We start from the raw sequence: 24,337 nt of genomic DNA on the forward strand, positions 1-24,337 counted from the left end.
TCCCGGCAAAAAAGGCGGGATCAGTCCTGGATGATCAGGACCACATTGCCGTTGCCGTGCTGCGTGGTGTTGGCGGTGTTGCCATTGCCGGTCTGGATAACCCCGACCGCATTGCGGCTTCCGGTCTGGGTCACGGTCGCGTCATTGCGGCAGCCGACCTGCGAGACGCCGACGATATTGCGCCGACCGCTCTGAGCAGTGTCCGCCACATTGTTGCAGCCGACCTGGCCCACGACAACGCGGTTGCGCGCACCGTCCTGCGTGTTCAGCGACAGATTGCTGCGACCGCTTTGCGTGACCGAAACACGCTGGCGGTGGCCGGTCTGTGCGACAGCGGCCCCGTTGTCACGCCCCCACTGATTGACCTGGACCCGGTTCGATCCGGCATCCGCGGGCAGAGAAACAAGGGTCACAACAAGCGCGAGTGCCGTACCGGTCAAGGTGCTGGGAAGAGAAAAGGTCATATCAGGAACTCCTGTTGATCTGGTTGGTATGTGATGTCGGGACTGTCCCGATGGTGGTGCATGTGGTGTGTGGTGTGATGCGGGTGATCCGCAGAGCCAACCTGCTGCCGGTCTGTTCGGCCAAGCAATATCAGGGCACCGCTACGCGATTGCAGGGCGCGTGTTATCGGATATCAAAGCCGGATCTATGCCTCGCCGGATGAAGAAAAATGCAAATATTTCAATTGAATGAACGAACACACCATGGAATGCAGAAAGGGCGCGTGCCAATGACACGCGCCCTTGAGGGCAGCTCGCTAATGTCGCGAACCCTGCAGCCTAGCGCGCCGCGTTCAGCCCCTGCCGGGTCTCGGCCGTCGCCAGTTGGGCATGCAACCGCTCGAATTCTGCGCGCGCAGTCGGGCGCTGGCCGGTATTGAGATAGGCATAGGCCCGCAGGATCGCCAGATCGCGACGCAACGAGCCGCTGAGCCGCTCCAGCGCATCGAAATACCCGATCGCCTGACGGTAATCCCCCGCGCGGTAAGCTCTCACCCCGCGTTGATCCAGCACAATGGTCTCGATTTCCTTGTGCTGCGCGTCGCTCAGACGCACCTGCGCGGCGGTTGCGGCGCCTTGCTCGGTCATATTCATCGCCAGATAGGCCAGCGCCATCCCGAAATATGCATCACGCCGCACATTCGCACCCAGCGAATCGCCTGCCTGCGCAGCCGCCTGAAAACCCGTCAGCGCCTCGGTGGGGCGCTGGTGACTGAAGGCGCACCATGAGCGCTCATAGAGCAGATCCAGCGAGCGCGGCGATTGCGAGGCTGCCAGACAGCGCGCATATTGCTCCTGCTCCTTCAGACGCCGCGCTTCTGCGACCCGGCCATCGCCGCGCAGGGGCAAAGCGCCGCGCACAGGGCTGGCGGGCGCTGCGGCAACCGGCGCCGGGGCCGGAACAATCGCAGGCGCAGGTGCCGCCGCCGGGGCCGGTCGCGCTGGCGCTGCGGCGGCGGTGCTGGTGGCGGGGGCTGTACCGCCGCCAAGCAGCCGCGCTGCAAGCTGGTCAAGCTGCCCTTTCGCGCCCGGATTGGCACGATGCGCCACGCCGAAAAGATCGCGCAATTCCGCCTGCGACGCGATGACCGAGGATTTCTCCAATGTGGTCTGCATCTGGCTGTAGCTCGGGCAGGACTGCACGGTATTGCGATAGGTCGTCAGCGCATGTCCGTTCTGCCCGGACAGGATATACATATCCGCAAGCAGCCAGGCATTGTTGATCCGGTCGCAACTCATCAGCTGCGGCGCACCCCGTGCAATCGAAATGGCTCTGGTCGCGTCCCGCGCGGAAACGGCAGCGCTGAAATTGTCCTGCGCCTCATTGGTCTCAAGCACCCGCAGCATGTCGGAGGGGGGTGTCCAGCCCGCAACGCGCCCCCGCCCCTGCTCGATCGCCTGCCGGGCAGCCGCATAGTCGCGCCGCTCGATCAGGCGCCATATCGCCCCTTCATCGACACCCACAGTCGTCTCGACCGCCAGTAGCTCACTCAGATTGGCGGGCGGGCGCCAGTCCGGAAAAGCCACCCGCAAACGCCGCAATTCGGCCTGCGCGGCGGCTTGATCATTCTGTTGCAGATAATAGCGCAGCGCACGCAGATCCTCATGCGAGGCCGTCTGCGCAAGCGACGCACCGACACCCAAAGTCAAGGCAAGGCAAAACGCTCCCAATGCATAGGGCAGGGTCTTTGCAATCGTCATAGAGGCACACATTCGGGCAAGGTTTCATGAACCGCGACCATCGCGAACAGCTGCAGGGTCGCAGGATAATAGGGCTGGTCGGGCGAGAACGGGGGGATCGTGGCCCCCAGCCCGCGCTGGCTGGAGCAGATCGTCAACCCGGCCAGCGCCTGATAGCCGGGGTCGGCACTGCTTTCGAGCACCACCCCGGACAGCGGCTCGATAACAGTGGGAACCGCAATGCCCGGCTGGACGGTGCGCTCATAGACTGCGGCCATGCGTCGGACGGCGATGTGATCGGGAACGCGCGACCAGATCAGGAACAGGGGCACGCGCAACGCCTCATAGCCTGCATTGGCCGAAAGCACCTCCGAGGCGCGAAGCCCCGATTGCGTGACGTCCACCCAGTCCGGCACAAGCCCCTCGCTGGCAATCTCGTGCAGCAGCGCCTCGCCGGAAAGCGCGCAGGCAGCCAGTGCAGGGGTTCCGGTGGCTGCTGCCACCTCTCGCATGGCAAGCGGCATGTAATAGGACGGGTTCAGCGACAGATGTGTCTCATGCTGGAAGCCATAGGTCGCAGGCAACAGCACAAGCTGGTCACTGCGCCCCGGCATGGGCAGGATACAGGTCTCGGCCAGCGCCGCCGCGATCTCCTGTGCGCGCTCCAGATAGGTTCGATCCCGAAAACGCGCAGCAGCCCGCACCAGTGCCCAGGCGTAGAACAGATCACCATCCGATGCATTGTTGCGGTCGGGCACCGGATTGGCCTGTCCCGGCAGCCAGCGCCAGGCCAGCAAGGCATCCGGTCGAATCGCAAGATGGCGCTCGGTCCATTGGAACATCTGGCGAAAACTCGCCGCATCGTCAAAGACCGTGGCCAGGAACATGCCATAGCCCTGCCCTTCGGAATGGCTCGACTGCTGCTGCAACCCGTCGATCACGCGCCCGTCGGCGGACAGGAACGCGGCTTTCCAGCTCTCCCAGACGCCCCGTCCGGTCTGCGCCAGATCGCCCTGAATGCTGCCCTGCGCGGGCAGGGACAAGCCCATCAGTCCAAGCGCCCCGGCACTGGCAAGGAAATCCCGCCTGTTCATGTCTTATGCTCCCTCGTCGAGATGACCAGTCGCAGCGCGACCAGCGCCGATAGCAGGGCAATCCCCAGCATCAGGATGGTGTAGAAGATCGGTCGTGCAGAGACCAAATTGCCCATCGCGGCGCGGAAATTCTGCCGCGACCACGGCTCCAGCAGAACAGGCCGGCGATCCGGCGCGAACCAGTTATTCCAGTGACCTTCTTCGGTCAGCACCGAAACCTGCCCCTTCGGCCCACCGCCAAAAGCACGCGCGCCCGCGATTGCCAGGGCAATCGTATGGATATCACTCTCGGGGCTGCGCAGCATCCAGATTTCCCCCGGACGCTCCGCGTCAAGCTGGAACAGGACCGCGTGACCGCGCTGCTCGGCCAGCCAGGCATTAAGCTGATCGCCGCTATGCGGGAAAACCCTGTCGCGCAGCCAGCGCGCGCGGCCCAGAGCTTCGTCCCAGCCCGCAGTCAACATCGCGGTGAAAGGCTGGGATGCAGGCCGCCGGGCCATGAACGGATCCTGCGCCATGCTCGCTGTATTCTCGTTGAACAGAGCCGCCTCGCCCGGTCCGCTCAGGACCGTATCTTCCAGCAGGCGGCGGTCCGCGCGGTGATGCCCGGTCGGGATCGAGGCCAGATCGTCAATCGCGATCAGATGCAGAACCGAAGCATGCTGGGTTTCACGCGAACGGCTCAGCGCCGCCGAAAGCGTCAGAACATCCGCATCGGAAAAGGCCCGCGCGCTAAGCTCATTCCTGCGCAGACTGTCTGCGCCAAGCGTGGCAAAGGCCAGATCCATATCCGGAATGGCCATCGCAGGACTGTAAGGCACATGCAGCGTCGAGCTCTCCGATATCTGAAGCACCGGGCTTTCCCCCGACGGGCAGGGCAGATCGGGCGGATTGCCCGGCACAAACATCTGCAGCGTAAGAACATTCGTCCCCGGATGCATCAGTCGCGCTTCGAAATCGATGGGGAAGGCTTCAATCGGCGCACCGCCACCATGCCACAGCGGCAGTAGCCGGATCGCGGTGCCATTCATGCTCAGAAGCAGCATGGCCCCTTCCGGCAGATTGGTGGCGAAGGCATAATCCAGTTCGATCCGGGCTTTGGCGGCGGTCAGTACAAGCCAGTCATGCGGCAACCTGAAAACATGGTTGCGCATGGCATAATGCTGCGAAAAATCCTCGGTTCTCGCCCCGAGTTCCGCGAAGGGGATGTTTCGCTCCGGCATCACCAGGGGCGCAAGCGCATCCTGATAGCGCCTTTCGAATTGCGGGATCGCTGCCAGAAGATCTTCGGGATTTTCCCCCTGCGCCACTTCCAGCACCATAACGACCGCGCCATCTCCGCCGGTGGCAAAACGCATCCGGCTCTGCGCTGCGGGCAGTACCGTGATGCGCGCATGCGCGCGCTCCCCAGGATCGGCGGTCCAGTAATCCTCGAAACGGAAGGCCACCGGCGCCCCTGAAAGCACCTGATTGAGTCGGCTGACAAGGAACTTCCGCCAGTTCTCCGCATCTGCGCCCAGCGACTCCAGCCCGCGGATTTCGACCGGACGCACCCCGGTTGCCTGCGCGGCCAAGGCCATCAGAAAGGTCTCGACACCGACACTCTCAGAGTCGCGGCGGATAAGCAGGCCGCTTTTCGACAGGTCAATATCGGTCCACAGATCGAAAGCGGCTTCAGGCCCGCAATAGATCCTGTGCTGCTGACGCAACTCGATCTGAACGCGATTGCGTCCCGGCACAAGGACATCAGGCGGCAGCGTAAAATCAATCGCCCCGAAAGACTCGACATGCTCCAGATTGCGCCTGCCGAGATCCGTGCCGTTGAGCGAGATGCGAAGATAAGAGCGTTCGGGCAGATTGTTGATCCCCGAAACGGTCGTCAGGCGCAGAATCTGCTGATCCGCGCCCGCGCTGGCATAGACATCGAAGGCGACCCATTCGCGCTCGCCAGAGATACGCGCCACGCTGCCACGCATCGGATATCCCAGATCCAGAAGGCGCAAAGGCGATACCCAGCTCTGCCGATCAGCATCCGTGGCATCCTGCGCCGCGACGACACGGCGGGTCGGATCAATGCGCTCCTGCAGATCAATGGGCGAAACATCGGTCGGCAGTTCCGGTCCCGCCCCCTCCGGCATGGGGATCAGACTGTCGGAGGCATCCTGCGCGGCAACAGGTGCGAATTGCATCGCAAGCGCAAGCAAACCGGCAAGCAGCCGGGGCCCTGCCCGCCGCATCTGCTTTGTGCAGCTCATGGCTTCGTCTCCAGACCGCGCGCGAGGATCCGGGCGTGGCGATTGGCGGCGGCAGCCGTCGTTATCCCCGGCACGCCCGCGCCATACTGCTCGAACGAAAAATCGGGATTGGCGATATCGGGGTCGAACGCCTCGCCGAAGGCCAGAATATGCGCGGGCTCCAGATCCATGATCTCGTTCATGCGGGCGCGTTCCTCTGCGGCCCGCCTGCGGGCGGGTTCTGCAGCCAGCGCGCGCATTGTATGATAGACAGAGCTGCAGGCCAGACCGGCAACATAGAGCATGCCCTTGAGCATCGGCATGGGCTTGTTCTTGCCCGCGCGCACCGTTTCCCATGTCGCACTGTCGCCAAAGATCAGATGCGCAATCGTCTCGCGCGCCAGCATCGGCTGGTCGGGGTCGTAGCGCACGCCGACGATGACGCCTGTATTGGTGCGCTCGACATTCTTGACCTGAACCCGCACGGCATTTTCCAGATGCGGCGATTTCGGGAATTCCGGCGTAAAATAGAGCACATAACCCGGTGCGATCGCGGCAAGTTCCGCCGGATCCGTTTCGGGACCAGCCACCAGCCGAAGCCGCGCCCCGCTGGTCGATGAGTTGAGTATCGTGGCCGCCGTGAAGCTGAACCGACCATCGCGCCCGATGGCCGCGACCGCAGGCACCTTCATGTCGACCCGTGGCACGCCACGACGCTGCTGCCGCTCGGCAATCGCCCGCAAGGATGCCGACAGGATGATGAAATTGAACACCGCCCAGCCGCCGACGATCATCAGGATCGTATGATCCCCCGGATAGAGCACCCAGCGCACACCTGCCGCCGCAACACCCAGCGCACCGATCACCCAGAGCGCCAGGAGCGGCTTGAAGATCGGCGAGATGTAATCTTCCTCCAGAACCTCATCCTTGGCAGTCACGTTGAATTTCGCGCCGCGCGGTTTGACCAGGGTCTTGAGGACAACGCCCGACAGGTAAGGCGCCTGCGCTGTCTCGTAGATCTCGGACATGAGGGGCCAGCGCACCCGGGCATAAAGCGCGTTCTGCACCATGAAGCTGATGGCCATATAGGCGCCCATATAGACCATCACCTCCTCGATGGTCGCGACAAAGATCTGCATCCCGAAGAAAAGATAGGACAGCGGCGCCAGCAGAAAGACCATGCGCACCAGCGGAAACAGCCAGAAGGTCATGGAGTTCAGATAGCACAGGCGCTGTGTCAGGCTCATCCCCTTGCGGCGCAACGGGTTTTTCAGACGCAGAAGCTGCATCATCCCCGCCGCCCAGCGTCCGCGCTGCTCGATGAATGACACAAAGGTTTCGGGCTGCAGCCCCGCAATCATCGCATGATCGACATAGAGGCTCTTCCAGCCCCGACTATGGATCTCCAGCGCGGTCTCGGCATCCTCGGTAATGGTCTCGCCAGCAAATCCCCCCACATCATCCAGCGCAGCGCGCCGGAGCAGGGCCGCAGAACCACAGAAAAAGGCCCCACCCCAGCGGTCGAGCCCCCGATGTCCCAAATGGTAGAACATCTCGTTCTCCGGCGGGCAATCGGCGCGAAAGCCGACATTGCGTTCAACCGGATCGGGATTGAGAAAGAAATGCGGCGTCTGGACCAAAAACAGCTTCGGATCCTCGACGAAATACCCCACCGTCCGAGCGAGAAAGTCACGGCTGGGCACATGGTCGGCATCAAAAACCACCACCAGATCCCCATTCAGCCGCTCCAGCGCGGCGGACATGTTCCCGGCCTTGGCATGCTCATTCTTCGGCCGGGTCGAATAGACGATCCCCAGCTCCGCACACAGATTCTGCAACTCTGCCCGCCGCTTACGCGCCTTTTCAGAGATGGCGGGGTCTTCATGGTTGCAGCGTTGGTCGGTCCCGCCATCATCGCACAGAACCACGGTGCGTTTATGGGCGGGATAATGCATGTTCTTCGCGGCGGAGAGAGTCACCGCAAGCATCTCGGTCGGCTCGTTATAGCTGGGCACCAGAATATCGACAGTCGGCAGATCGGCGGCGGCCACCTTGGGCGGCAGGTTGCGGTTGATCGGATCGGCGGTAATGAAGGAACTGATGAAAAAGACACAGATCGCGTAGGTTTCGACTGCGAAAAGACCCAGCGCGACCGCGAAAGAGACCGGATTGTCAAGCGGGGGCAGCGTTTCCGTCGCGCGCCAGGACCAGTAACGCATCACGATTGCGCTTGCGACGGCCAGGAGCGCGAAGCGCGCCACGATGTTCTTCATGGTAAAGGGCTTGAGCAGCGCGACCACCAGAACGGCGAAGAGCCCCAGCGCCCCTTGTACGGCGGTGGAGGTCGGTATGCTGGCCAGAATGGCAAGCGGCACCACCAAAGCTGCCCAAAGCAGGAACAAGCCAATTTCGCCAAGGCGAAGCTTGCGTGTCGCAATCAGAAAACTCATGGAAACATGCCTTTTTTCAAAATCACGATCATCGCGCCACTCCAAGCGAGAAGGCCTGCGGCCCGAGCGGCGCAAGGGCATCCTGAACGGAACCCGCCACGCAGTTTCGCATCATCATGTCCAGCGCCGAAGAGCCCCGCGGCAAGGGGCGCGCTCCGATACGCGAGCGACGAAAGGCCAGCACGCAGGTCACATCCCCGCCGGGGCGCAGAACCGTATAGGTCACATCGCCATGCTGGTCGCTGCTGGAGCTAAGCCCAGAGTCGTCCAATGCACGGAAAGGCGATGGAACGCCGCCGAACTGCGCGAGGACTTCGGTCAGTTGCAGCCGGGTCGGGCTGGAGGACCGGCTGGTCTGTGCCCGCAGCTGAATGGTGTTTTCCCCGGCAAGCGTGGTCGCGTTCGGCAAGGTAATGCGCTGCTCAAGCGCGACGCCAAGGTCGCGTTCCATCACCAGAATTGCGTCGGGTACAGTGATGAAAGCGCGCCCCGCCGGTACGATCCGGTATTCTGACAACGCCTCTGCCAGTTCGGTACGGCTGCTCTGCCCGCCTTGCGAGGTCATCTGACAGGCGCTTACCCCGACAGCCAGCGCGATACCCGCCACCAGGCGCAGGCCGGTTGACATGCGCACGAGCGCGGAGTCCACGATGTTCCGAAACAGCTGGTTCTCAAAGCCCATGATCCGCCCTTCGGGCATGTCTCGCATGAAGATCGCGCGCCAAGCCTATGGCTTCGCACGACATATCCTTCAAGCGATGGTCGAAAGACCAGCCCATCTTGCCTATGCCTCTGTTCAATGCCCTCTCTTTTTCCCGGAGGGTCATTTGTTTCCTGTTTTCAGGATTAACACTCAAACTTTACTGAAATTAAAGCGATTTGACAATCATTCCTGCACGACAGCGCGCATTCATAGGCCCTGATTGCGCAAAAGGCGCGACCGGACGGGCCAGGCCTCAATCAGAGCGGGAACTGTAGGACAGCTTTCGCGAAAACGCACAACATGTTGCTATAGCTTTGGCCGCGAGCACAAATGGCGCATAGAATAGCGTGCGAGCGCAATGTGTCCGATAAGACACATTGCGGGGCATCCGCAGCGGTTCAGCGGCGGGCGCGGGCCTTGCCAAGCTCGCGATCAAGCAGATTGCGCATCTTGTCCACCGCCCCCGTCACAGCAGATTGCAGATTGTCGGCCATATGGGTCGTGCTGACCGGCTGGCGCCCTTCAAGCCGCACTTCGATCATGCAGCGCTTGTCATCAGGGCCTTTCTTCTCGGCATTCTGGTCCTGCAAATGCACCTCGACACGTGTGACCGAACCCGACACCGCGCCCAGTTTCGAGGTGATTACCCCCTCGACAAAAGTTATGACATCCTCGCGCCCGGCAATCGTGTTGTCAGTATTGACCTGAATATGCATCGCTCTCTCCATCTGACACTTCAGCAGATGTAGGTCGCGGGGCGCGGCATCACAATGACGCTTTTGTCAGCGCCGAAGATACTCGGTCAGCACGCAGCGCGGATTGTCTTGCCGCAAGGGCAGGCTGGCCGCCAGCCGCCACTCTTCCGGCATGATCGGCGGAAAAAACGTGTCGGCATCCGGCACGTCAATATCGACCTCGGTGATCAGAAGCCGGTCAGCCTGCGGCAGGAACGCCCGATAGATCCCGGCACCTCCAATCGCATAGAGACGCAAATGCCCCGCCGCGCGGGCCGCATCAAGCGCGTTTTCCAGCGAGACAAACAATGTCGAATCCTCTGCGGCGCGCGGCGTCGAGGTCACGACGATGTTCAGCCGACGCGGCAAGGGACGCTTCGGCAGGCTGTCCCAGGTCCTGCGCCCCATGATGATGGCCCCGCCCAGAGTTTCACGCTGGAAAAAGGCAAGATCTTCAGGCGCATGCCAGGGAATCGTACCGTCCCGGCCAATGGCACCGTTCCGTGCGCGCGCAACAATCAGGCTCAGCATTCAGACTGCCACCGGTGCCTTGATCGCGGGATGCGGGTCATAGTCATGGATGCGGAAATCCTCATAGGTGAAGTCGAAGATCGTGTCGGGAGCGCGCAGGATTTCCATGCGCGGCAGCGGGCGCGGGTCGCGGGCAAGCTGGGTCTGCACCTGTTCCATATGGTTCGAGTAGATATGCGCATCGCCCAGCGTATGCACGAAACTTCCCGGCTCCAAGCCCGTGACCTTGGCCAGCATCATCTGCAGCAGCGCATAAGACGCGATGTTGAACGGCACGCCAAGAAACATGTCCGCCGACCGCTGATAAAGCTGCAGATGCAGCTTGCCCCCGAGCACGCGCACCTGCCAGAGCGTATGACAGGGCGGCAGCGCCATCTGCGGCACATCCACCGGATTCCAGGCCGAGACGATCAGGCGGCGGCTGTCCGGGGCGTTGCGGATCTGTGACACCAGATCTGCGATCTGGTCCACGCCACCGAAATCGCGCCACTGGCGACCATAGACAGGCCCTAGATCCCCTGTCTCATCCGCCCATTCGTCCCAGATGCTGACCCCGTTCGCTTGCAGATATTCAACATTTGTATCGCCGGAAAGGAACCAGAGCAGCTCATGAATGACAGATTTCAGATGTACGCGCTTGGTTGTGACCAAGGGGAACCCCTCTGCCAGATCATAGCGCATCTGCATGCCGAAAACCGACAGCGTGCCGGTGCCCGTGCGGTCATCCGACGACGTGCCATGTTCAAGGATATAGCGCAAACCGTCCAGATACTGTTTCATGCCCTGCCCGCGATACAACATGCTGTGTCGCGCAGCATAGAACGGATAGGATTGATTCTGAAACCCCCATTGCAGCGCGCGTGGAAGTCCTTATCTTCTGAGCGCAAGAACAAGGAGCAACAGGATGCGCTATCTGCACACTATGGTCCGGGTGAAGGATCTCGACGCCTCAATCGCCTTTTACAAACTGCTGGGACTGGAAGAAACCCGCCGCCATGAAAGCGAGGGCGGACGGTTCACACTGGTCTTCATGGCGCCACCGGGGCAACCGGAATGCCCGGTCGAGCTGACCTATAACTGGGACGGTGATGACGGCCTGCCCTCGGACAGCCGCCATTTCGGCCATCTCGCCTATGAGGTCGAGGATATTTATGCAAAATGCGCAGAATTGCAGGCCGCCGGTGTCACTATCAACCGCCCGCCGCGCGACGGGCACATGGCTTTCGTGCGCTCGCCGGATAATGTCTCGATCGAGTTGCTGCAAAAAGGCAGCGCCCTGCCCCCGGCAGAGCCATGGGTCAGCATGGAGAGCACCGGTCACTGGTGAAGCAGATCAGAGCTTGCGCGGAAACGGCGCAAAGAAGATGCCATCGTCAATCACGGCCTGAACGGTGCTGCGTTTGACCATCTTCTCCTGCTGGGCAAAGGCATAGGTCAGCGACATGTCGCAAAGCTGGTTGATCAGGCGCGGGATTCCTCCCGTCGCCTCATGCACCAGTTCTGCGGCCTGTTTGCTGAATGTCCCCGGCGTCCCGCCTGCCACCCGCAACCGATGCGCGATATATTTCAGCACGGTTTGCGATTCCATATAGGGCAGATGATAATTCGCCGCGACCCGCTGCGCGAATTGCACAAGTTCCGGCCTGCGCACATTGTCACGCAGCTCCGGCTGTCCAATGAGGAAGAGTTGCAAGACCTCTTCCTTGCCCAGATTGATATTGGTCAGCATCCGCAATTCTTCCAGCGCCTCAAGCGACAGGTTCTGCGCCTCGTCGATGACCAGAAGCACGCGCCGCCCCTCATTGTATTCCTGCACCAGAAATTCCTGAACGCGCAGGAATTTGGCTTCTTCGCTGATGTCGGATTTGGTCAGTTCCGGCAGCAGCCATTGCAGGATTTCGCGCGTATTGGGGCGCGTATTGGTCACGAGCGCGATCGAAAGGCTGTCATCTTCCTCGATCTCTTCGATGAAATGCTGCAGCAGGACCGTCTTTCCGGCACCGATTTCGCCCGTGATCAGGGTAATCGGGGCGCGCGTGGCCAACCCGTATTGCAGCATCGTATAGGCTCCGCGGGTCGCATCGGACCAGAACAGGAATTCCGGATCCGGCGTCAGCGAAAACGGACGCTGCCTGAAGCCAAAATGCTCCAGATATGAGTTGAATGCCTGGGTCATGACCTCATTCCACAGAGCAGGAAGATACTTTTCCCGCTGCAAAGGTGGTTACTGCTGCGAGATGGCAGGATTCAAGCCAAATTAAGCCCAAGTCGTGGCATCTGACGCGCGATGGCAATCCGGTGATTCGCCAACTTGTGGCGGAAACGCCACATTCGCATTCATGAATGCTCCCGACTCACGCCCAACAGAAACAAACCATAACCAGACCGCAATTTGTTCACATTTCGCAGACAGATTCCGATGCAGTTTGCAAAACGCGGAGTCACAAGGCGGAATTTTACTGCGACCCAGAATGGTTAAAGGTATGACAACCATAGTGCAGCGGAGAGTTGGCCGCTGGACGTCCCGTAGCTGCCAATGGGGACTTCTTGTTATCAGTAGGTGCACCAACTCGCACGTCTCGGGGGATTTTTCATGCCAACACGCGCTTTGTATCACGGTGAGCGCACCACAGGGTGCCCGGCGGATCACGACGCTCCGTCAAGCCAGCAAGCCGCCCCTCGGGGATTCTATCGTATCTTCGGCAAGCGTTTGTTCGACCTGTTCCTGGTTGTACTGATCGCACCTATCGTTCTGCCTCTCATCATAGCCGTGACCCTCGTCCTTCTTGTACAAGGTGTCGCCCCGTTCTACTCGCAAGCGCGGATCGGCAAGGATGGGTCGACTTTCAGGATCTGGAAATTCCGCACCATGCATCCCGATGCGGACAGGCTGTTGCAGAATATTCTCGACACGGATCCGTCCATGCGCGCAGAATGGGAAGCCACGCAGAAGCTGAAGCATGACCCCCGCGTGACCGCCTTCGGTCTGTTTCTGCGCAAGACCTCAATCGACGAGCTCCCGCAGCTTTGGAATGTTCTTGTCGGCCAGATGAGTCTGCTTGGCCCGCGGCCCATGATGCCTGAACAGCAGCATCTCTACGGCCCTGCCCTGCCTGTCTACACATCGCTGCGCCCCGGCATCTCCGGTGTATGGCAAGTGTCAGAGCGCAACGACTCACATTTCCTGCGTCGTGCCGAACTCGATATCGAATACGCGCGCAATCTTTCCTTTGCGACGGATCTGCGCCTGGTCGGGAAAACCTTGCGTACAGTTCTGTACAGCACGGGGTATTAAGTGACCGAAAAGTCGCGCCCGCCCGCCCGCTCGGGAGGGCGTCATGCGCGGGGCTTGCATGGGGTCGATGAGAGTGTCACTTCCTCGCGCATGGGTCCACAGCATATACCACTTCCAACCCGCGCCAATGCGCCAGCCGTGATCTGGGTTGTCGGGTTGACCTGCCTGCCTGAAATCCTGCTGACATTGTTCGAATCCAGCCTGTTCGGGGGCGGCGAATTGCGGCGACAGATGTTGCTGCATGGCGCGTTCTGGAACGGTCTTTTGTCAGGCTGGCAGCCAATATATCCCTTCCAGCGCGAAACGATGTTCCTGACCTACGCCTTTCTGCATGGCGGGCTGTTGCATCTGATCGGCAACATGATCGCGGTGCTCGCCCTTGGCGGTATCGCGGTCGCGCGGGTCGGGCAAAAGGGGTTCCTCTTGCTTTATGCGCTCTCGGCGATTGGCGGCGGCGCAGGTTTTGCGCTGCTGTCAGGGTCAGAGGCGCCGATGGTGGGGGCCTCTGGGGCTGTGTTCGGTCTGATCGGGGCCTGGAAATTCTGGGAATGGCAGCTTCGCCAGCATCTGCGCAGTTCCATGCGCCCCCTGTGGCGGTCGCTTCTGGGGCTGGTGTTGCTCAATCTCATCCTGTGGCTGGCCCTGTCGGGGCTTGTCGCCTGGGAGGCACATCTGGGGGGCTTTGTCGCCGGCGTCCTCTTTGCCGCGATTGTCACCCCGACGCTGCGCTACCGCGTCTGAAACAATTTCAGAAAAAGTTGATAGACTTTTTCGCTCGCGCGGACCTTCGGTTCGGTTCGAAATTGTGACAAGACAAGAAGCTGAAGCGTTTCGGCGATTCAACGAAAAGCCGAAACGCTTAAGCCGCATCCAGTGCAGCAACAATCGCCCCGAAATCTGCCGCTTTCAACGACGCCCCGCCGACCAGCGCCCCATCGACATTGGCAATCGCGAAAATCTCGGCGGCATTGCCGGGTTTCACCGACCCCCCATAGAGCAAGGAGATCGCGCTGTCCGGCAGGTTGGCGCGCAGGGCATCATGCACTTCGCTGATCTGCTCCAGCGTCGGTGTGCGCCCTGTCCCGATCGCCCAGACAGGCTCGTAAGCAATCACGGTATTGGCGGCAGTTGCCCCCTCGGGGACAGACTCGGCCAGTTGCCGCAAGACAACATCCAGCGTCTGCCCGGCGTCACGCTCGGCTTCGGTTTCGCCCAGGCAGATGATCGCGATCAGCCCCGCCGCATGGGCGGCCCGCGCCTTCGCCGCGACATCGCCCGAGCTTTCGCCATGATCCGCGCGGCGCTCGGAATGGCCAAGGATGACATAGCTTGCCCCGCTATCGGCCAGCATCTGCGCGGAGATATCACCCGTATGCGCGCCTGACGCCGCGGCGTGGCAATCCTGTCCGCCCACCATGACGGCGCTGCCGCTCAATGCGTCGGCCATTGCAGCGACAAGCGTCGCGGGTGGACACAGCAACACGCCACAACTCGGGGCCGTCAGCGCAGTAGCCAGTGCCCGCGCCTCTGCCATATCGGCGCGCAGCCCGTTCATCTTCCAATTTCCGGCAGCAAGTTTGCAGGCTTGTGTCATGGCGTCCTCCCTTTCAGAGCCAAGGGATACGCGGCCTGCCCTACAGATGCAATCAGCCCGTTGATTTCACGCTGTTCAGACGGGCCGTCAAGGTCTCGACATCCTCGAACTTGATCGACTCACCGCAGCCGCAGGCTTCGGTCACATTCGGATTGCGGAACCGGAACGCGCTTTCGATCAATCCGGTTTCATAATCAATCTCGGTACCGAACAGGAACATCTGCGCCATGGGCGCGATGATGACGCGGGCACCATCCTGCTCGACCACTTCTTCATGCTCGCGGATATCCTGCGCGCTTTCCATCGTGTATTCCATGCCCGCACAGCCGCCCTTCTTGACACCCACGCGCAGGCCGGACGCCCCCTCGCGCTCCATCAGGCGCCGGATCTGGCGCACGGCGGCAGGGGTCATGCTGACCGGAGATTTTCCAGGAATCGCGAACATCTCAATCTACCTTGCGTCTGTGCATCGGCTTATCCGGCAGGAATACGACACTTACATGAACCCCAGCTCAAGCCGTGCCTCATCGGACATCATGTCCATGCCCCATTGCGGATCGAAGGTCATTTCGACCTCGACCGACTGCACCCCCGGAACCGCGCCGACAGCATCCGACACCCAGCCGGGCATTTCCCCGGCCACCGGGCAGCCCGGCGCTGTCAGGGTCATGATGATCCCGACCTCGCCCGCCTCTGAAATCGTGACCGTGTAGATCAGCCCCAGATCATAGATGTTCACCGGGATTTCCGGGTCAAACACGGTCTTGCAGGCTTCAACCACAGGCTCGTAGAGCGCATGATCCGTGGTCGAGGGCTTGATCAGCAGATCCCCTTCACTCTGTGCCGTGCTCATACCTTGCGCCCTCCGAGCCGCCTATTCCTGAGAACTTATATAAGAAAAGAAACCCGCGCGTCCAGTGGCAGGCTTACAACACATAACGACTCAGATCAGCCGAACGCGCCAGATCGCCCAGATTCGTCTCGACAAAAGCGGCATCAACCGTGACCGCCTGCCCCGCGCGATCCGGCGCATGAAAGGACAGTTCCTCGAACACCCGCTCCATGACCGTATAGAGCCTGCGCGCGCCGATGTTTTCGACCGACTGATTCACATCAGCCGCGATCTTCGCCAGCGCGGCAATCCCGTCCTCGGTGAAGCTGACAGTCACCTCTTCAGTCGCCATCAGCGCGGTGTATTGCCGGGTCAGCGCATTGTCGGTCTCGGACAGGATGCGCACGAAATCGCCCTCGGTCAGCGCGCGCAGCTCCACCCGGATCGGCAAACGCCCCTGCAATTCCGGCAGCAGGTCCGAGGGCTTGGCAATATGAAACGCGCCCGAGGCGATGAACAGGATATGATCGGTCTTGACCGGCCCGTGCTTGGTGCTGACGGTCGTGCCCTCGATCAGCGGCAACAGGTCGCGCTGCACCCCTTCGCGGCTCACATCACCGCCGCGCATGTCGGAGCGCGCGCAAACCTTGTCGATCTCGTCCAGAAACACGATCCCGTTCTGCTCGACCGCTTCCAGCGCTGCGGCTTTCACAGCCTCGTCATCCAGAAGCTTGTCGGCCTCTTCGGCAACCAGCAGATCATGGCTTTCCGCAACCGTCACTTTCTTGCGCGTCATGCGCCCGCCCAGCGCCTTGCCGAACAATTCGCCCAGGTGGATCATCTGCCCGCCCGGCTGGCCCGGAATGTCGAACATGCCGCCCATCGGGTTCGAACTATCCGCCACCTCGATCTCGATCACCGTGTCGTCCAGCTCTCCCGCCAAGAGCTTGCGGCGGAACATCTCGCGCGTGCCCTCGCGTGCCCCCTCCCCCGCCAGTGCCGCGATCACCCGTTCCTCGGCCGCAGCTTGGGCGCGCGCCTTCACATCTTCGCGCATATGCTCGCGGGTCATCAGGATGGCACTGTCCACCAGATCACGGATGATCTGCTCGACATCGCGCCCGACATAGCCCACTTCGGTGAATTTCGTGGCTTCGACCTTTAGAAACGGCGCACGCGCGAGCTTGGCCAGACGGCGGCTGATCTCGGTCTTGCCCACACCTGTGGGGCCGATCATCAGGATATTCTTGGGATAGACCTCTTCCTGCAGATCGGCCGGCAGTTGCTTGCGCCGCCAGCGATTGCGCAACGCGACCGCCACAGCGCGCTTGGCATCCCTCTGGCCGATGATGAAACGATCAAGTTCGCTGACAATCTCGCGCGGGGTCAGGTCGGTCATGCGCTGATCTTCTCCACAGTCAGGTTTCCGTTGGTATAGACGCAGATATCGGCCGCAATCGCCATCGCGCGCCGCGCCACCTCTTCGGCGGACATCTCGCTCGCCATCAACCCGCGTGCTGCCGCCAAAGCGAAATTCCCGCCCGAGCCGATCGCTGCCGCGTCATGTTCCGGCTCCAGCACATCGCCCGCGCCGGTGATCACGAACAGATCGCGCCCGTCGGTCACGATCAGCATCGCTTCCAGCTTCTGCAAGTATTTGTCGGTGCGCCAATCCTTCGCTAGCTCCACTGATGCGCGCGCCAACTGCCCCGGCGTCGCCTCCAGCTTCGCCTCCAGCCGCTCCAGCAGAGTGAAGGCATCGGCGGTCGATCCGGCAAAGCCGGCCACGACATCATAGCCACCCGGCGAAAGCCTGCGCACCTTGCGCGCTGTGCCCTTGATCACGGTCTGGCCCAGCGAGACCTGACCATCACCTGCGACGACCACTTCTCCGCCGCGCCGCACGGCCAGAATTGTGGTGCCATGCCAGCCCGGAAAATCACTCATCGCAGCCTCATTTTCTTGCCGGAAAATACTCCCGCCGGAGGCGCATCTCTCGGCCCGGAGTGCCATAGGAAAAGGGCGCGATCCGCTCGCGCCCTATCTCCGATCAGACAGACTCGCTGATCCAGCTTTGCAATGCCGATTTCGGCGCCGCGCCGACCTTGTTGGACACGACCTGACCATCCTTGAACAGGAACAATGCGGGGATCCCGCGAATCCCCATCGAGGCCGCCGTATTCGGGTTTTCATCCACATTGACCTTGGCGATCTTCACCCGGCCATTGAACTCGGCCGACAGCTCTTCCAGTGCCGGGCCGATCTGCTTGCAGGGGCCACACCATTCGGCCCAGAAATCGACCACAACAGGAATATCGGACTGGCGCACTTCGGCGTCAAAAGTGGCATCGGTGACAGCAACAGTGGGCATCGGCCCCTCCAATCTGGGTTATGTTGCGACTTACCTAAGCCTGTGGCGCGCGGGATTCAAGCGCCGCGCGCGCAACTGCGGCATCGACAAGCGGCGCGGGCAGGACCATCAGTTCGGCGACCGTTGTCCACAAGAGTGCGACCCGGATTTCGCGTCCGGGAAAAACCTGCGCAAGCGCTGCGCGGTAGGCCCCCATCTGGCGCAGCAATCCTTCCGGCACCTCTTCAACCCGCGCAGGCACGATGCGGTTCGATTTGAAATCCACAGCCAGCACATGATCAGCCGCGACCTGCAGCCGGTCGATGGTGCCTGACAGTGGACGGTCGAAAAGCTCGGCGGTGATCTCGACCTCGGCCAGACTGTCCGGCCCGAAGAGATGCGCTAGATCCGGTGCCGCCAGAACGCGCATGGCCTCAGCCAGAAGCTGCTCAAAATCTGCGGGCAGACCGGCCTCATGGCTGGCCAGAAGATCGCGCGCGCGGTCGTGCCAGAGTTCCTCGGGCCAGAGCGGCAGATGCTCCAGCAGAAGATGCAACTGCGTGCCGCGCGCCAATGCGACTTCTGCAGGCGCACCCGCCTCGCCCGGCAGCGCCTTGGCCCCGCCCAGCCCCGAAGGGGACAAAACCGCCGGTGCGGGATCCGAGGCAGGTACCACCTGCCAGAGCATCTCCGGCAGATCCCTCGCCCTCGTGGTCACGGGCTCGTATCCGGCATCCTCCTGCTCGGGCCAGTCGAGATGCTGGTAGCGCAAGCCGCGGCCGGTGGGCATGTCACAGGGCAGTGCACCGATCTGCCCCAGCCCCTCGGCCATGCGATTATACCAGCATTCCGGCTGGTTCACCTTGCCCGCGCCTGCCACGATCAGCCAATGCTCGGCCCGCGTCATCGCGACATAGAGGAGCCGCGCATCTTCTTCGGCATTCCGTACCGCTCGGGCGTCCAGACTGTCGCGCAGGCGCTCCGGCGCATCATCCTTGGACGCCCGCCAGAGCGGCAGCCCGCCCACATCCACAATCTGCCCGCTGTCGCGCGCGTTGCGGTCAGCCGTGTCCGGCAGGATCACGACCGGCGCTTCCAGCCCCTTCGCGCCATGCACGGTCATCACCCGCAACCGCCCATCCGCGCGGCCCAGCTCGCGCTTGATCTGCACATCTCCCTGTTCCAGCCAGGCCAGAAACCCGGTCAGGCTGGGGGTTTCAAGCGGCTCATAGGCCAGCGCTTGCGCGAGAAAGGCGTCGATCCCGTCCTCGGCCTCTGGTCCCAGTCGCGCGATCAGGCGGCGGCGCCCGTCATGGCGGGTGAGCATCCGTTCGATCAGATCGAAAGGACGCAGGAAATCGGTCTGACGCCGCAGATCGTTGATGATCTCCAGCGTCGCCGCCTCGCCGCTTTCGCGCAGCCGCGTCCACAAGAACGCCCCTGCACGCCCCTGCGCCAGCCTGAACAGGCGATCCTCGGACCAGCCAAAAAGCGGCGAGCGCAGGCAAGCCGCCAGCGACAGATCATCCTCGGGCGTGGCAAGAAAGGCCAGCAGCGCAGTCAGATCGCGCACCGCCATTTCGCCCCCCAGCCGCAGCCGGTCCGCGCCCGCCATCTGCAAGCCTTCGGCCTTGCAGGCGGCGATGATCTCGTGAAACAGCGCGTTGCGGCGGCGCACAAGGATCAGCACATCCCCCTCATGCAGGGGTTTCGCGCCACCGCGATGCGGGATCATCACCCGCGCGTCGATCATCCGGCGCAACTCGCGCGCAATCGCGCGGGCCAACTGGCGCGAATGGTGTTCTTCGGGCAGCACATCGACCGGATCATACCATTCGGGGGGCTTCGGGGTCTCGCCGCTCTCGATCACCGGCCAGAGATCCACCCGCCCCGGCAGGTCGGCATTGAAGGCGATATGCTGCGGCACGCCCCCCAGCCCCCGATCGCGCGGCGGGCGAAAGGTCGCATCGACCATGCGCAGGATCGCGTCGGAGGAGCGGAAGGAATGGGCGAGAAGGGCTTCATTCAGGCGCAGATCGACATGGGCGAGTTTGTCGCGAAACTGCGCCTGCATCGCGTCGAAAACCTGCAGATCGGCCCCCTGAAAGGAATAGATCGACTGTTTCTTGTCCCCCACCACGAAGAGCGTGCGGCTGGCATCGCGCGCGCCCAGCCCTGCGGTGAATTCCTGCGCCAGATGCTCGATCACCCGCCATTGTCCGGGCGAGGTGTCCTGCGCCTCATCGACCAGAATATGATCGACCCCGCCATCCAGCTTGAACAGCACCCATTGCGCGACCGAAGGGTCGGTCAGCAACTGACCCGCGCGCGCGATCAGATCGTCGAAATCCAGCCATCCGCGCGCGGATTTGGCCTCGGCATAGGCGGGCAGAAAGGCGCGGGCAAACTGATGCAGCGCCCGGCTGCGCGTGAAACAGGCCAGCGCCAGCCTGCGCGCGCGCGCGCTTTCCACCCGCGCCATCAGGTGATTGAGCGGGTCAAGAAGCGGACCGAGGGCTTTTTGCGTGGCCTTGGTCGGGAAACTGCCGATTTTCGCCGTGAAGGGTTCCTTGGCGCCGGGGCCGGTCAGAAACAGCCCTTCCAGCGCCTCCAGCGCGGCTATGTCCGGCGCGGCCTGCGCGATCGCACGCAGCTTTTCCGCGTTCTTCGCATCGGTCACGCTGCCTGCGGCGAGGATCGGCGCCAGCGCGTCAAACAGCGCAAATTCGCTGCCAAGGAACACATCGGCCAAGAGCGTCGTAGCATCATAGCCCTCCGGCAAATCCAGCGCCGCCAGCAAATCCGCTTGCGGTAATGGCCCCTCGAATGCCTGCGCCTGCCCGCAGATATCGCGCAGCAACTCGTCCAGATCGGCCCCGGTGAACACCGCTGCCAAGGCATCGAGCGCATCGCGCCCCTCGCCTTCCGCGAGCCTGTCCAGCACATCCGCGCGCAGGATGCGGGCCGAACGGTCATCCATCTCGGTGAAGGCCGGGGAAAGCCCGGCTTCCAGCGGGAATCGTCGCAGCAGCGCCGCGCAGAAAGAATGGATGGTCTGGATCTTCAGCCCACCCGGCGCCTCGATGGCGCGGGCAAAGAGACGCCGCGCCTCTGCCAACCCACCCGCGGGTTCCGCGTCGATCTTTGCCAGTTCCGCACGCAAACCAGCCTCGGGCAGCATCGCCCATTTGCCCAGAAGCGCAAACAGCCGGTTCTGCATCTCGCTGGCCGCCGCCTTGGTATAGGTCAGGCACAGGATGCGCTGCGGCTCTACCCCGCGCAGCAACAGCCGCGCCACGCGGTCCGTCAGAACCTTGGTCTTGCCCGAGCCCGCATTGGCCGAAAGCCAGGTCGAGTCGCGCGGGCTGGACGCGCGGTTCTGCGCCAGGGTGGCCTCGTCAAACTGCATCCGCATCTCCCACGGGCAGGGTCACGGGTTCATCCTGCATCACCCATTCGCCAAAACGCGACAGGTGGTCGTAATCCGAAACCTCCTGCTCTTTCAGCAGATAGCGCCGCGCGGCAAAGCCGCGATCCGGCGACAGATAGGCACGGATCAGCCGCTCGAACTGATCCCGCGTTTCCGCCAGAAGCGCGGGCGTGATCTCGGTCGCCTCGATCTTCGGTTTTGCTCCAAGCCCCAGATAGGTGATCCGCGCCACCTCGCGCAGTCCCAGCGCCTCGAAGGCCGCTTCCTCGGCCATCATCGCCTGCAACAGAAGCTGCTTGTCGAAATGCTGCTGCTGCGCTTTCGTGGGCGGGGTGCCGGTCTTGTAATCAATGATATGCACCCGCCCGTCCGGCCATTCATCCACCCGGTCGGGCTTGGCGATCAGGGTGAAGGCCGGGTCTCGAAAATTCATCGCGCCGCGTTTCTCCAGCATCAGTACCCGGCCCGGCTGATCCAGATGAAACTGCAGGAAAGCCTGCGCCGAACGCGCCAGCCGCGCCTGAAACAGCGCGCGCGCCGCAGGCCAGGGCACTTCGTTCTGCAAGACTTCTGCACCGATCTGCATGAGTTGTGCCAACGGGTCCGGCTCTGGCGCGGCTTTGGTGAAGACTTCAAGCACCTTGTGCAGCACGGTCCCGCGTAACAGCGCATCGGGCGAGGGGTGCAGCGAATTCAGCTTGCGCAACCCCAGCACATATTTCGCGTAAATCTCGTAAGGGTCACGGATCAGGCGGCTGATCGCCGTCACCGGCAATTCGCGAGGACGCGCCGCGACCGGCGGCGCAGGCGCAGGGCGCGCGGCAGGCGGGTCAACAGGCAGATGGTTAAAATGCGCGTCAAATGCCTCGGCCATGGCCAGCCAGTGCTTGCCGCGCACACGCATGTCTTGCAATGCCCCGGCCCCCTGATCGGGCAACCCGTTCAGCAGGTTGGTCAGTCGGTTCAGCCAGCGCGAGGGCACAGTCTGCGCTTCGGCGTCACGCACGGCGCGGCTCAGCACCACCTCGCGCGCCGCAATCGCCTGCTGGAAATCATGCGCGGACAGACCGATCTGGCGTTCGGGCAACAAAAGCCCTGCATCGGCGCGCATCCGGCGGTTCAGCCATGGGTCCGGGTCGGGCGATTTGGGCCAGACGCCTTCGTTCAGCCCGGCAAGGATCACCAGATCCGCCCCCTGCACGCGCGCTTCCAGCGTGCCCCAGATCATGATGCCGGGATGCGCGGAAACCGGCTCGCGCACCTCGAATCCCTGCAGATAGGAAGTGACGAAAGCCTCGTAATCGCGCGGCGAAAGCGCCCCGCCGTGCTCTGCCTCGCGCGCAAGCGCGCGCACCGCCGCGAGCGCTTTTGCACCGGCGGCGGCCTGCCACAATTCACTTTCGCCGCCATCTGGTCCTGCTGCCAGCGCCTCGGAAAGCGCCAGATGGGCGGTGACAAGCTCGCTGAGCGGGCGCGGGTCCGGGTCCGGTGTGAAAGGCAGGGTCGCACAAAGCCATTCAATCCAGTCGCCGCGATCACTGTTCTGTGCAAAATCGCGCAGGAAATCCGGCTCGGGATAGGCCACTCCCTTGCGCCGGATCCGCAATTCCAGATCACGCGTATGCAGCAGATGCGGGCCGCGCTCGCCCGCGCTATGGGTCAGCGGATGTTTCAGCAGCGTCAGCAATGCCTGCCCGTCCATCCGCTGCGCCATCAGTCCCGCCACATGGCGCAGGAACCGCCCCGGTGCCGACAGCGCCAGCGGACGGCCTGCACTGTCATCCGGCGTGATGCGCCACTGATCCAGCACCGCCGTCACCCGCCGCGTCAGGTCGCGATCCGGCGTGATCAGCGCCGCACTCTGCCCGGCTTCGGCAGCATGGCGCAGACGCAGCGCGATGGCCTGTGCCTCCAACCGTGGCGATGGTGCCTCGATCAGGGTCATCCCGGCGCAGGCGCGGTCCAGATCGCGCAGGCGCGGGCCATCCTGCATCCACTGATCCGTCACCGGCGCGGGGCGCAGCGCAAGCGAGATCAGCGCATTGCGTGCAGGTTCGGGCGCACCGTCCTCGGCCCATGGCCGGACCTGCCCAGGCGCGATATCGAGCGCCTGACACAATCGAAGGAACCGGAATTGCGGGTGATCCTCGGGTGCGGCCCCATCGGGCAGCGCCGCCCATGTCTCGGCTGGCATGTCGAAATCAAACCCCGGCAGCACGACGGCGCCCAAGGGCAGACGCGCCACCGCCTGCATCAGGAGCGCCGTCGTCCCGCGCGATCCGGTCGATCCGGCAATCAGGATCGGGTCTTGCGGCGGGCTGTCCTGCCAGCGCGCGATCAGCGCCTCGGCCTGTGCGCGCAACCGGCCCTCCGCATCAGGGGCATCGGCATGCACGACCTGTTCGGCCAATGTGATAAAAGCAAGCGCGCGCGCCCAATGGCCGGAATGGCGACTGACATCAAGATCGCGCAGCCGCTCTGGCGGCACGCCTTCGGCCTGCATTTCGGCGAAAAGGCGCGCCAGACTGTCCGACAGGTCAAAAAGCGCACTGCGCGGGGCCAGATCGGGCGCGGCCCGCAACAGCCGATCGACCAGTTGCGCAAGTTCCAGCCTGCGCCGCAGCGGGGAAATCGCGGTGGGAAGCGCCGCAGCCCCCTCGAACAGCAGCGGGTCCGTGATCAGGCGGATGCGCGGCTGCAGACCCGGCCCCTGTGCGGCGAATTCTGCGCGCAGCCGGGTACGCATCCGGGCGGAATTGGCCAGCACTGTCACACGCGCGCGCACTTCAGGCGGCAGCCCCGCCAGACGGGCGGCGCAGCCCTGCGCAAAAGCCTGCGGAAAATCCACTCCCGGCGGCAGGGCAAACAGGCGGGGCGGAGCAGGATCCTGCGCGAACATGCGGTGCA

At 62.7% G+C, this 24,337-nt stretch carries 21 protein-coding genes; 3 read left to right on the top strand and 18 right to left on the bottom strand.

The window, feature by feature from the left end; all coding sequences use genetic code 11:
* Nucleotides 1-20 precede the first annotated feature (20 nt).
* The 9 genes from BG457_RS03485 to BG457_RS03525 form a co-directional block, all read right to left on the bottom strand.
* Nucleotides 21-464 (bottom strand): hypothetical protein, encoded by a 444-nt coding sequence (locus BG457_RS03485; protein ID WP_071795619.1) that lies wholly within the window; start codon nt 462-464, stop codon nt 21-23.
* A gap of 318 nt (nt 465-782) precedes the next feature.
* On the bottom strand, nt 783-2,204 hold the full coding sequence (locus BG457_RS03490) for an outer membrane protein assembly factor BamD (protein ID WP_071795620.1): 1,422 nt from the start codon (nt 2,202-2,204) through the stop codon (nt 783-785).
* Nucleotides 2,201-3,277 carry a family 8 glycosyl hydrolase gene (locus BG457_RS03495; RefSeq protein ID WP_071795621.1) on the bottom strand — a complete coding sequence of 359 codons (1,077 nt, stop codon included), beginning with the start codon at nt 3,275-3,277 and terminating at the stop codon, nt 2,201-2,203. Before BG457_RS03495 ends, BG457_RS03490 begins: the two co-directional genes overlap by 4 nt.
* A complete protein-coding gene (locus tag BG457_RS03500; RefSeq protein WP_071795622.1) occupies nt 3,274-5,532 on the bottom strand; it encodes a cellulose biosynthesis cyclic di-GMP-binding regulatory protein BcsB in 2,259 nt (752 codons plus the stop codon). The genes BG457_RS03495 and BG457_RS03500 overlap by 4 nt, the downstream gene beginning before the upstream one ends.
* On the bottom strand, nt 5,529-7,961 hold the full coding sequence (gene bcsA / locus BG457_RS03505; RefSeq protein WP_071795623.1) for a UDP-forming cellulose synthase catalytic subunit: 2,433 nt from the start codon (nt 7,959-7,961) through the stop codon (nt 5,529-5,531). The genes BG457_RS03500 and bcsA overlap by 4 nt, the downstream gene beginning before the upstream one ends.
* Before the next feature lie 28 nt (nt 7,962-7,989).
* Entirely contained in the window at nt 7,990-8,643 is a 654-nt protein-coding gene (locus BG457_RS03510; RefSeq protein WP_139257533.1) for a hypothetical protein, read from the bottom strand.
* Between the two features lie 419 nt (nt 8,644-9,062).
* Nucleotides 9,063-9,380 (bottom strand): HPF/RaiA family ribosome-associated protein, encoded by a 318-nt coding sequence (locus BG457_RS03515; protein ID WP_071795625.1) that lies wholly within the window; start codon nt 9,378-9,380, stop codon nt 9,063-9,065.
* A 66-nt stretch (nt 9,381-9,446) separates the two neighbouring features.
* A complete protein-coding gene (locus BG457_RS03520) occupies nt 9,447-9,929 on the bottom strand; it encodes a dihydrofolate reductase (RefSeq protein WP_071795626.1) in 483 nt (160 codons plus the stop codon).
* On the bottom strand, nt 9,930-10,709 hold the full coding sequence (locus BG457_RS03525) for a thymidylate synthase (protein WP_071795627.1): 780 nt from the start codon (nt 10,707-10,709) through the stop codon (nt 9,930-9,932).
* 124 nt (nt 10,710-10,833) lie between these two features.
* Here BG457_RS03525 and BG457_RS03530 point away from each other — a divergent pair, with 124 nt between their 5' ends.
* On the top strand, nt 10,834-11,256 hold the full coding sequence (locus BG457_RS03530; protein WP_071795628.1) for a VOC family protein: 423 nt from the start codon (nt 10,834-10,836) through the stop codon (nt 11,254-11,256).
* A gap of 6 nt (nt 11,257-11,262) precedes the next feature.
* On the opposite strand, the gene BG457_RS03535 is transcribed toward BG457_RS03530, so the two are convergent.
* Entirely contained in the window at nt 11,263-12,105 is an 843-nt protein-coding gene (locus tag BG457_RS03535) for an ExeA family protein (protein ID WP_071795629.1), read from the bottom strand.
* Between the two features lie 417 nt (nt 12,106-12,522).
* Here BG457_RS03535 and BG457_RS03540 point away from each other — a divergent pair, with 417 nt between their 5' ends.
* Together BG457_RS03540 and BG457_RS03545 are read left to right on the top strand one after the other, a co-directional pair.
* Nucleotides 12,523-13,224 carry a sugar transferase gene (locus BG457_RS03540; protein ID WP_084657450.1) on the top strand — a complete coding sequence of 234 codons (702 nt, stop codon included), beginning with the start codon at nt 12,523-12,525 and terminating at the stop codon, nt 13,222-13,224.
* Entirely contained in the window at nt 13,225-13,965 is a 741-nt protein-coding gene (locus BG457_RS03545; protein ID WP_084657451.1) for a rhomboid family intramembrane serine protease, read from the top strand.
* A 118-nt stretch (nt 13,966-14,083) separates the two neighbouring features.
* On the opposite strand, the gene tpiA is transcribed toward BG457_RS03545, so the two are convergent.
* From tpiA to BG457_RS03585, 8 genes are all read right to left on the bottom strand, one after another.
* Nucleotides 14,084-14,818 (bottom strand): triose-phosphate isomerase, encoded by a 735-nt coding sequence (gene tpiA, locus BG457_RS03550; RefSeq protein WP_071795631.1) that lies wholly within the window; start codon nt 14,816-14,818, stop codon nt 14,084-14,086.
* Between the two features lie 52 nt (nt 14,819-14,870).
* Nucleotides 14,871-15,263, bottom strand: a complete 393-nt coding sequence (locus BG457_RS03555) for a HesB/IscA family protein (RefSeq protein ID WP_071795632.1) — start codon at nt 15,261-15,263, stop codon at nt 14,871-14,873.
* Nucleotides 15,264-15,314: 51 nt separating this feature from the next.
* Nucleotides 15,315-15,671, bottom strand: coding sequence for an SUF system Fe-S cluster assembly protein (locus BG457_RS03560; protein WP_071795633.1), 357 nt, complete (start codon nt 15,669-15,671; stop codon nt 15,315-15,317).
* 73 nt (nt 15,672-15,744) lie between these two features.
* On the bottom strand, nt 15,745-17,049 hold the full coding sequence (gene hslU, locus BG457_RS03565; RefSeq protein WP_071795634.1) for an ATP-dependent protease ATPase subunit HslU: 1,305 nt from the start codon (nt 17,047-17,049) through the stop codon (nt 15,745-15,747).
* Nucleotides 17,046-17,597 carry an ATP-dependent protease subunit HslV gene (hslV, locus tag BG457_RS03570; protein WP_071795635.1) on the bottom strand — a complete coding sequence of 184 codons (552 nt, stop codon included), beginning with the start codon at nt 17,595-17,597 and terminating at the stop codon, nt 17,046-17,048. The genes hslU and hslV overlap by 4 nt, the downstream gene beginning before the upstream one ends.
* A 103-nt stretch (nt 17,598-17,700) precedes the next feature.
* Nucleotides 17,701-18,021 carry a thioredoxin gene (gene trxA / locus BG457_RS03575; RefSeq protein WP_071795636.1) on the bottom strand — a complete coding sequence of 107 codons (321 nt, stop codon included), beginning with the start codon at nt 18,019-18,021 and terminating at the stop codon, nt 17,701-17,703.
* 34 nt (nt 18,022-18,055) lie between these two features.
* On the bottom strand, nt 18,056-21,409 hold the full coding sequence (addA, locus tag BG457_RS03580; RefSeq protein ID WP_071796028.1) for a double-strand break repair helicase AddA: 3,354 nt from the start codon (nt 21,407-21,409) through the stop codon (nt 18,056-18,058).
* Entirely contained in the window at nt 21,399-24,329 is a 2,931-nt protein-coding gene (locus tag BG457_RS03585) for a PD-(D/E)XK nuclease family protein (protein WP_071795637.1), read from the bottom strand. Before BG457_RS03585 ends, addA begins: the two co-directional genes overlap by 11 nt.
* Nucleotides 24,330-24,337: the final 8 nt, after the last annotated feature.

It is taken from the genome of Natronohydrobacter thiooxidans, assembly GCF_001884735.1.
Lineage (GTDB): Bacteria > Pseudomonadota > Alphaproteobacteria > Rhodobacterales > Rhodobacteraceae > Roseinatronobacter > Roseinatronobacter thiooxidans_A.

What these genes read in the sequence shown, in the direction of transcription:
- BG457_RS03560 (WP_071795633.1), bottom strand. Translation starts at nt 15,671, where the DNA reads ATGAGCACGGCACAGAGTGAAGGGGATCTGCTGATCAAGCCCTCGACC.
- BG457_RS03535 (WP_071795629.1), bottom strand. Translation starts at nt 12,105, where the DNA reads ATGACCCAGGCATTCAACTCATATCTGGAGCATTTTGGCTTCAGGCAG.
- hslU (WP_071795634.1), bottom strand. Translation starts at nt 17,049, where the DNA reads ATGACCGACCTGACCCCGCGCGAGATTGTCAGCGAACTTGATCGTTTC.
- BG457_RS03510 (WP_139257533.1), bottom strand. Translation starts at nt 8,643, where the DNA reads ATGGGCTTTGAGAACCAGCTGTTTCGGAACATCGTGGACTCCGCGCTC.
- BG457_RS03515 (WP_071795625.1), bottom strand. Translation starts at nt 9,380, where the DNA reads ATGCATATTCAGGTCAATACTGACAACACGATTGCCGGGCGCGAGGAT.
- BG457_RS03530 (WP_071795628.1), top strand. Translation starts at nt 10,834, where the DNA reads ATGCGCTATCTGCACACTATGGTCCGGGTGAAGGATCTCGACGCCTCA.
- BG457_RS03525 (WP_071795627.1), bottom strand. Translation starts at nt 10,709, where the DNA reads ATGAAACAGTATCTGGACGGTTTGCGCTATATCCTTGAACATGGCACG.
- BG457_RS03555 (WP_071795632.1), bottom strand. Translation starts at nt 15,263, where the DNA reads ATGTTCGCGATTCCTGGAAAATCTCCGGTCAGCATGACCCCTGCCGCC.
- hslV (WP_071795635.1), bottom strand. Translation starts at nt 17,597, where the DNA reads ATGAGTGATTTTCCGGGCTGGCATGGCACCACAATTCTGGCCGTGCGG.
- BG457_RS03540 (WP_084657450.1), top strand. Translation starts at nt 12,523, where the DNA reads ATGCCAACACGCGCTTTGTATCACGGTGAGCGCACCACAGGGTGCCCG.
- BG457_RS03485 (WP_071795619.1), bottom strand. Translation starts at nt 464, where the DNA reads ATGACCTTTTCTCTTCCCAGCACCTTGACCGGTACGGCACTCGCGCTT.
- trxA (WP_071795636.1), bottom strand. Translation starts at nt 18,021, where the DNA reads ATGCCCACTGTTGCTGTCACCGATGCCACTTTTGACGCCGAAGTGCGC.
- addA (WP_071796028.1), bottom strand. Translation starts at nt 21,409, where the DNA reads ATGCAGTTTGACGAGGCCACCCTGGCGCAGAACCGCGCGTCCAGCCCG.
- bcsA (WP_071795623.1), bottom strand. Translation starts at nt 7,961, where the DNA reads ATGAGTTTTCTGATTGCGACACGCAAGCTTCGCCTTGGCGAAATTGGC.
- BG457_RS03520 (WP_071795626.1), bottom strand. Translation starts at nt 9,929, where the DNA reads ATGCTGAGCCTGATTGTTGCGCGCGCACGGAACGGTGCCATTGGCCGG.
- tpiA (WP_071795631.1), bottom strand. Translation starts at nt 14,818, where the DNA reads ATGACACAAGCCTGCAAACTTGCTGCCGGAAATTGGAAGATGAACGGG.
- BG457_RS03495 (WP_071795621.1), bottom strand. Translation starts at nt 3,277, where the DNA reads ATGAACAGGCGGGATTTCCTTGCCAGTGCCGGGGCGCTTGGACTGATG.
- BG457_RS03500 (WP_071795622.1), bottom strand. Translation starts at nt 5,532, where the DNA reads ATGAGCTGCACAAAGCAGATGCGGCGGGCAGGGCCCCGGCTGCTTGCC.
- BG457_RS03490 (WP_071795620.1), bottom strand. Translation starts at nt 2,204, where the DNA reads ATGACGATTGCAAAGACCCTGCCCTATGCATTGGGAGCGTTTTGCCTT.
- BG457_RS03585 (WP_071795637.1), bottom strand. Translation starts at nt 24,329, where the DNA reads ATGTTCGCGCAGGATCCTGCTCCGCCCCGCCTGTTTGCCCTGCCGCCG.